General features: G+C 34.8%; 9 protein-coding genes. 1 reads left to right on the top strand and 8 read right to left on the bottom strand.

Annotated elements, in window-relative coordinates; all coding sequences use genetic code 11:
• Window positions 1-277 (bottom strand): Rpn family recombination-promoting nuclease/putative transposase (locus RH99_RS17090; protein WP_010241139.1); only part of this gene is annotated, 277 nt, incomplete at its 3' end.
• A gap of 546 nt (window positions 278-823) precedes the next feature.
• Between RH99_RS17090 and RH99_RS17085 the strand changes: the two genes are divergently transcribed.
• Complete coding sequence (locus tag RH99_RS17085; protein ID WP_010241138.1) at window positions 824-1,594, top strand: sugar phosphate isomerase/epimerase family protein; 771 nt, start codon at window positions 824-826, stop codon at window positions 1,592-1,594.
• Between the two features lie 235 nt (window positions 1,595-1,829).
• On the opposite strand, the gene RH99_RS17080 is transcribed toward RH99_RS17085, so the two are convergent.
• The 7 genes from RH99_RS17080 to RH99_RS17050 all read right to left on the bottom strand — a co-directional run.
• Entirely contained in the window at window positions 1,830-2,111 is a 282-nt protein-coding gene (locus tag RH99_RS17080) for a YmaF family protein (RefSeq protein WP_010241137.1), read from the bottom strand.
• Between the two features lie 337 nt (window positions 2,112-2,448).
• Window positions 2,449-3,849: a group II intron reverse transcriptase/maturase gene (gene ltrA / locus RH99_RS17075; protein WP_010241136.1), complete on the bottom strand. Its 1,401-nt coding sequence runs from the start codon at window positions 3,847-3,849 to the stop codon at window positions 2,449-2,451.
• Between the two features lie 500 nt (window positions 3,850-4,349).
• Window positions 4,350-4,547 carry a small, acid-soluble spore protein, alpha/beta type gene (locus RH99_RS17070; RefSeq protein WP_010241135.1) on the bottom strand — a complete coding sequence of 66 codons (198 nt, stop codon included), beginning with the start codon at window positions 4,545-4,547 and terminating at the stop codon, window positions 4,350-4,352.
• A gap of 145 nt (window positions 4,548-4,692) precedes the next feature.
• A complete protein-coding gene (locus RH99_RS17065; RefSeq protein ID WP_010241134.1) occupies window positions 4,693-5,685 on the bottom strand; it encodes a 5-oxoprolinase subunit C family protein in 993 nt (330 codons plus the stop codon).
• The gene (gene pxpB / locus RH99_RS17060; protein WP_010241133.1) at window positions 5,682-6,362 is read right to left on the bottom strand and encodes a 5-oxoprolinase subunit PxpB; all 681 of its coding nucleotides are present in this window, start codon (window positions 6,360-6,362) and stop codon (window positions 5,682-5,684) included. The genes RH99_RS17065 and pxpB overlap by 4 nt, the downstream gene beginning before the upstream one ends.
• Before the next feature lie 5 nt (window positions 6,363-6,367).
• Window positions 6,368-7,132: a LamB/YcsF family protein gene (locus RH99_RS17055; RefSeq protein ID WP_010241122.1), complete on the bottom strand. Its 765-nt coding sequence runs from the start codon at window positions 7,130-7,132 to the stop codon at window positions 6,368-6,370.
• Window positions 7,133-7,272: 140 nt separating this feature from the next.
• Window positions 7,273-7,459: hypothetical protein (locus tag RH99_RS17050; RefSeq protein ID WP_010241121.1), on the bottom strand; the 187-nt coding region annotated here is incomplete at its 5' end.

Below are 7,459 nucleotides of genomic sequence, written 5' to 3'. Positions count from 1 at the left end.
AGTAATAAAAGGCCCTTTTATCGTAAAAACTCTGCTCTGCCAGCTGCATCTCTATGTCGTACCATACTCCCTTTTCGTCCACTGCCTTTATATCCAGTATGGTCATTTTACCTTTTCTATAATTTGCTATGTTATAAGGATTTTTTAATTCTATGTCTGAAATCTGCTCATGTTCTGAAAGCATTGAATTTATAAAGGATATCAATAAATCTTTATTTTCCGGACTTGCAAATAGTTTTTTAAATAGAAGATCTACTTTTGGATTTAATCTGCACATTGTTTTACCACTCCCCTTCCATTATTTACACCCCAGGGGTGTAAATTTTTCCAATTTATTATTACACCACTACTATCTCACATCTATCTTATCTATATTATATCCAAATTCTATTGAAACTTCAGTATTTATTTAAATCATTCATTAGTACCTTTTCATAAAAATATATCATGAAGAACACCATGGTTTTGAGAACCTAACTTTGATTAAGGGGCGAACTAAGTAGATAGACAAAATTGTACTTTGAAAATTGAATAATGCGGTGTTTATAAAATAAATGTGTACTATACTTTGCCTTTAATAATGGATCATATAGAATATTATGGTATAATTTTTACATGTATTAAATCGGAATCGTAAATAATTGCGAACTACAGATTATTTGTATAATCAGCGTCTTGGCGGTATAAAGTAAAATAGACTTGAAAACTATCAATTGTTTTTATTCACAATTAAGTAGAAAACATTATTTGTGAAATTTTGTTATGGTGAAGTCTATGAATTATATAAAAGCTATGACGGTAAAAGCAAGAAAGGAAGTGGCTTATGATTACTATTTATGATTGGTTTGGCTATGAATTGCCGATAAAGGAACGTTATCGGCTGATAAAAGAAGCAGGGTTTGACGGCATTTTATTATGGTGGAGTGAATACTTAGGTCGGAACAATTATCGCAGCGGTCCGCAAATTGTTCGGGAAGCGGGTCTTGTTATAGAAAATATCCACACACCATTCCAAGTCCAAGACAACATCTGGCTTGATAATCTGGACGGTGAAGCCTCAATCGATTGCTATTTGCAATGTGTCAAGGATTGTGCCGAATTTGAGATTCCGACCATGGTGGTGCATCTGCCGGACGATGACAAACCATATAACGCATTGGGATTGTATAGAATCAAGAGAATTGCTGAAAAGGCTGAACAGCTTGGCGTCAATGTTGCGCTGGAGAATTTACGGAATTTTACCAATTTGTCATATATGCTGGAGCAAGTGGATTCCCAGCGCATAGGATTCTGTTATGACTGCTGCCATCACTACCACTATTATCCGAGCTATGATTTATCATCCATGTACGGTTCCCGTTTGATGGCATTACATTTACATGATTATAACGGAAATACCATACACCGATTACCCTTTGACGGTACAATTGATTGGTCTGTAGCCATGAAAAAAATTGCCGAAACTGGTTATTCCGGTCCGACTGCAATAGAGGCCATGAATTGGGATTATAAGGATTTATCGGCAGAGGAATTTTTAAAAGAAGCGTTCGAGCGAGCAAAAAGGCTGGCGGCATTAAAACTCTATAATCCATAAAAACAGAAATAATCAGATGTTGTTTTTCTTCACAATGTCCATATTAGACGTAGTAATAATAAAAATAAAATATTTTATAAAACACCGCATTATTTAATCAAGAATTTTGCGGTGTTTTAATTCGTACTTCAAAATTATTGAGTAGTGAAGGTAGGTGAGAAAAAGATATTAAAGTAGTAATAAATAGCTGTCATGCAAGGAAGACAGCTATTAAAAAAAACAAAATGATTATAAGCTAATCGGCGCTGGTAAAACCAGATATATAGTGAATATGGCCATCGGCAAGTTTTACTCTTGTTTCAAAGTAGTGGTAATGAAGACCATTGGGCAACATTATTACCGGACCTGTTTTAGTACAGTATTCGTGCTCATGGTCTTCGTAGTAAGTTGTAGTACCCTCCATATAGTGGCAATGAGGGACTCCACTTTTGGCTTTAGCCGTAACTCCACCATAATGGTGAATATGGCCATCATTGTAGGTTGTTGAACCTGAGTAAGCATGAGAATGTTTTTCCATTGAGATCACTCCTTAGTGTTTCTTATGCGCTAACAATATATGTTTGTTTTAAATGAATAGTTACGAAGAGAGCAATATTTGTCCAAAATAAGGTGATATAAAATTACTTTATTAACGAAAGATTTTTTGATTATAGTCAGAATTAGATAGTTAGATGGTTACAATATCCTGTTAATATATTTTTTATTATGTTGGTTTGTTTTACTTATTATGGGGTAAGAATTGCATTAGCAGGAGCAATTGATCGAGTAGGAGCTGAATAATTATTTTATTCAGCGACCTCTCACACCACTGTGCGTACCGTTCGGTACACAGCGGTTCAATAAGAATTGCCTAATTATAGATACCTTTCGGTTAATGTTATAAAGCCTTGCTTTTTAAGATGTTTATTAGATAGTGTCCTTGATAGAATAGGGCTGTTGGATATCCTCCAGTAGCCTTTTCTTGTATTTGCATATTCCCAAGCTTTATATTCATCAATACCAAGCCTTTTAAGATTATCGTGTTTTGTTTTGAGTTTCTTCCATTGTTTCCAATAACACATCCTAATCCTTCTTCTAAGCCACTCATCTAACGTCTTAAGTGTACTTTTCATATCTGCCAGTTTGAAGTAGTTAATCCATCCGATTATAATCTGTTTTAGCTTAATCGCACGGAGTTCCATACTCATAGCATTACTTCTTCCTGTTACTTCCTTAAGCTTAACTTTAAGTTTCCTAACAGAATTTTCATGTACTCTTATTCCCATTTCACCTTTCTTTGGATAAAATGTAAATCCTAAATATTTCAACTTCCACGGTCTATCGACCTTACTTTTATCTTTGTTGACTTTGAGTTTTAATTTCTCTTCTATAAACCTTGTTATACTTGCCATTACCCGATATGCTGCCTTTTTTGTTTTCAAGTATATATTACAGTCGTCAGCGTACCTACAGAAATGTAGTCCTCGCTTTTCTAATTCTTTATCTAGTTCATTTAACATGACATTGCTTAGCAATGGTGAGAGATTTCCACCTTGTGGAACGCCTCTTTTTGTAATGCTAAAAATACCTTTTTCCATTACACCTGCTTGTAGATATTTTCTTATTAAAGATATTACCCTAATATCTTTTATTTCTTCATAAATCAATCCAATTAATTTATCATGATTTACAGTATTAAAGTATTTCTCTAAATCAATATCTACTGCCCATCTATAACCATTGTCCATGTATTCTTTACATTTTAGAATTGCTTGATGAGCACTTCTATTTGGTCTAAATCCATAACTTTTATCTGAAAATTTCTTTTCAAATATTGGACTTAATATTTGAGCGATAGCTTGTTGTATTACTCGGTCTACAGCCGTTGGTATACCTAGTGGTCGTTTCTTTCCATCAGACTTTGGAATTTCCACTCGTCTTACTGGATTAGGCTTATAACTACCTTCTAATAATGATTGCCGAAGGCTGGCGCCCGTTTCCTTTAGGTATTGTAGAAGTTCATCTACATTCATACCATCAATTCCATGGCTACCTTTATTGGCTCTAACTCGCTTAAATGCTTGATTTAAGTTGTTTCTGTCAATAATTCTCTCAAGCAATTCATTATTGTATCTACTTTTGGCGTTCTGTTGCTTTTCTAACGTCAATGAAATGCTCGGCGCTCCTACATACTCTTCGAGTTCCACTCTATCCTTTTGTAGGTAACCTTCATTATGAAGTTGTCTGCTGTTATCACATTTCTTTGTGTTTTTCAAAGTTTCAAAACCTCCTATTGTTCAGTCCTTCCCACGCTAACGCGTTTTACGTGGTACTATGACATCTGCTGACTTCTGACAGTTCAGCCACACATTACTGTATGGGTTGTTATTTCTAAATTCATATCTGTAACTTATCTGTCAGATCTCCCCAGGTAAGAACGCAATCTTTCACTCCATCTATCTGCTACATTTACACCGCCTGTTTTGGATAGTTTAGGGCTTCATTTTGTTATGCAAACTTACCCACAGACATATGCCTTATATGTAGTTTCTGTCCGTCAGACCAGAGTTTCGCTGCCGACTTCCTTCAGATTCCACATCACCATGGACACCCTTGTCTTAAGCTATGCACTTGGCACTATCAACCCGTGCTTGGGACTTTCACCCATTAGATTGCGCCCATGCTGGGCGCACATAAATTGAGCACATAAGCCTAAGCCTATGTGCTATTTGTGTACAAATTTATACTATAAAATTTATTGACATTGTATAAAAAATCATTTTATATTTTTTTCAGTTCCTTTATTAGATTCCTTAATTACACCAACAGAATTTTTTTGTTCTGAAGTAACATTCACATTATGCCTTTCTTTAAATGGAATTCCAACTCCTTCGGCAGCTTCCAGCTTAAATTTAGCTGCAGCTTCTCTTCCCTCTGATACAGAGAATCTACCTTTACTTTTTTTATTTGCCATATCTAACATCTCCTTTTTTAATAGCATTATTATATTTATGTAGTTTTCATAAAGCTATTACAGGGAATTAGAGGTGAATATGGAATTTAAATTTTACAATCCTTAATTCATAACTCTTAACTGATTTTCAACTTTCAACTATCAATTAAATATGTACACCATTTTTTATGTTTCTAATATATTTTTCCCTTTTAAAATAGAGCCTTTCAGCATCCTCTAGTGAAATTTCTTTAAACCTAATTTTTTCATTAGGCTTCAGCTGAACAATTTTCTGAATATCCACAGAAACTATTTGAGCAATTTTAGGGTATCCACCAGTAGTTTGTCTGTCTGCTAAAAGTATGATTGGATTTCCATCTGAAGGTACTTGAATTGTTCCAAAATAGACTGCTTCAGAAATCATCTCCACAGGTTCCTTTAATTTCAGCTTGGCTCCATTCAAGCGGTATCCCATTCTATCTGATTTTATTGAAATATTAAAAGATGAATGAAAAAAATCCTTTATACTTTCATCAGTAAAGTTCTTAAACTGTCTTTCCCTAATAATCCTAATGGTGGTTACATCACACTTTTCATTTTGCATCTCTCTAATGTACCAATTTGGTACTATGAATTTATTTGATGATAATGGTTTTGACAGTTTATTTATAATATCAATTGATTTTTTCTCAGGATTTTCAAGCTCCAATATGTCATCCTTTTTCAAAGTTCTTCCCTTATATCCACCGATTCCAGCTCTCATATATGTACTCTTACTTCCCATAACTGAAGCTATTTTAAATCCTCCGGCAAATGCTAAATAAGCTCTACAGCCTGATTTGCAAGCACCGAATTTTAATATGCTGTCTTTATTTAAATAAACAGGTCTCCACAGGGGAACAGATTCTCCGTCTATTGTAGGCGATATATCTGCTCCTGTTATGGCAAAAACAATCCCCTTCTTAAGCATCAAAACTGGTCCAACTAAGGTGATTTCAAGAGCTGCTTCTCCTTCTTCATTTCCAACTAGAATATTGGCAAGCCGCAGTGAATATGTATCCATGGCACCACTAACTATAACTCCATATTTTTGAAATCCAACCCTTCCCAAATCCTGAATACTTGTAAGCAGTCCAGGATTTAAAACAGCTATACTCATTTTACAACCTCCCCATACTTTTCATATTCATCAAAGGAAATTGGATAAAATTTCACTATATCTCCTGATTTAAGCAAGCTTGGCGGATATTCTTCCGGCCTAAATAATTGCTGTGGTGTACTTCCAATAAGCTGCCACCCTCCTGGAGTACTTATTGGATACACTCCTGTTTGCATTCCAGCAATACCAACGGCCCCTCTTGGAATAGAGGTACGAGGTGATTTACGCCTTGGAGTTGCTATTTTATCACTCATTCCTCCTAAATATGGAAACCCCGGTGCAAATCCAATCATATACACAAGATATTCACCACTAGAATGAATTTTTATTACCTCCTCCACAGAAATTTTATTATAATCCGCCACATACTGAATATCAGGTCCAAATTTTCCTCCATAACATACTGGAATTTTAACAACTCTCTTTTCTTCTTCAGGGGATGAATTAAGATTACACAGTATTTCACTGAGCAGTGAATATATCTTTTCATATTTTATTTTCATTGGATTGTAAACTACGGATACACTTGAAAAGGCAGGTATGTATTCAATCATTCCCATAAAAGGGTATTTATCAAGATATTCACAAAAGGCCTTCACCTTTCTATGTATATTCTCATTAATTGTTTTCCCGAATTCCACCAGAACTGACGTTTCATTTATTTGAATAATATTCATGTTTTTCACTCCAAAATAAAATTACCTATTATAATATTCGATTTTTTAAGATGCTCTTTAATTTTTCTTGTAAATGCCAAAGCTTGTTCACCATCTCCGTGAACACAAATTGTATCTGCTTTTATTTTTATATCCGTGCCTTGCTGGCACATGACTAGCCCTTCTTTTATCATACGTTCTACTCTCACTACCGCTTGATCCCTATCAGTAACCATGGCATCAGAATGACTTCTTGGAGTAAGGGATCCATCAATTTGGTAAGTTCTATCTGCAAATACTTCACTGGCTGTTTTCATTCCAATTTTTTCACTCTGGATAATGAGTTCACTACCTGCTAATCCAAATAGAATTAATTCAGGTTCCACCTTATACACCGCTTCTGCAATAGCTCTAGCAAGTTCACTATCCTTTGCTGCCATATTATAAAGTGCGCCATGAGGTTTTACATGCTGCATTTTGCCACCTTCTGCTTTTATAAATCCATAAAGTGCGCCTATTTGGTATACAACCATATTATAAGCTTCTTCTGGTGATATTTTAATATTACGTCTCCCAAAGCCAATTAAATCTTGAAGTCCAGGATGGGCCCCAAGGGCAATATTATTTAAAAGAGCCATTTTTACAGTTTTGTGCATTACATTTGGATCACCTGCATGGAACCCACATGCAATATTAGCAGATGTAACGTATTGTAATATTTCTTCGTCAGAACCTATTTTGTAGGCACCGAAGCTTTCTCCCAAATCAGAATTTAAATCTACTTTATACATGATGTTTTCTCCCTTTACCTCACCTTTGCAGTTTAATTTTTTCCATAACAAACATCTTTTTCATTCCTGGGGTATGATTTTTTATAATATTGCTAATATAACCACCCCAGGTATCATTACATTTTAACTATATCATCTTTTTAGCTCTCTAATTTTCTAATTTCTTCAACAGTAAGGCCAGTTCCTGCTGCTATTTGTTCTATACTTAATCCCATTCTTAAAAAGCTTTTTGCAACCTCAATTTTTCCTTTTTCCATGCCTTCTTCTCTTCCCTTTTCTATTCCTTTTCTCTCAGCAGTTTTGAGTTCAGCCTTATAATCCCTCATT

The organism is Clostridium arbusti SL206 (assembly GCF_000246895.1).
Taxonomy (GTDB): domain Bacteria; phylum Bacillota; class Clostridia; order Clostridiales; family Clostridiaceae; genus Clostridium_I; species Clostridium_I arbusti.
Note: the sequence above shows the minus strand (reverse complement) of the source record. Positions and strands in the feature narration are given on the sequence as shown.

Excerpts from the sequence above, each read along its gene's own strand:
- RH99_RS17085 (WP_010241138.1), top strand. The coding sequence starts at position 824 with ATGATTACTATTTATGATTGGTTTGGCTATGAATTGCCGATAAAGGAA.
- RH99_RS17080 (WP_010241137.1), bottom strand. The coding sequence starts at position 2,111 with ATGGAAAAACATTCTCATGCTTACTCAGGTTCAACAACCTACAATGAT.
- RH99_RS17070 (WP_010241135.1), bottom strand. The coding sequence starts at position 4,547 with ATGGCAAATAAAAAAAGTAAAGGTAGATTCTCTGTATCAGAGGGAAGA.
- RH99_RS17065 (WP_010241134.1), bottom strand. The coding sequence starts at position 5,685 with ATGAGTATAGCTGTTTTAAATCCTGGACTGCTTACAAGTATTCAGGAT.
- pxpB (WP_010241133.1), bottom strand. The coding sequence starts at position 6,362 with ATGAATATTATTCAAATAAATGAAACGTCAGTTCTGGTGGAATTCGGG.
- RH99_RS17055 (WP_010241122.1), bottom strand. The coding sequence starts at position 7,132 with ATGTATAAAGTAGATTTAAATTCTGATTTGGGAGAAAGCTTCGGTGCC.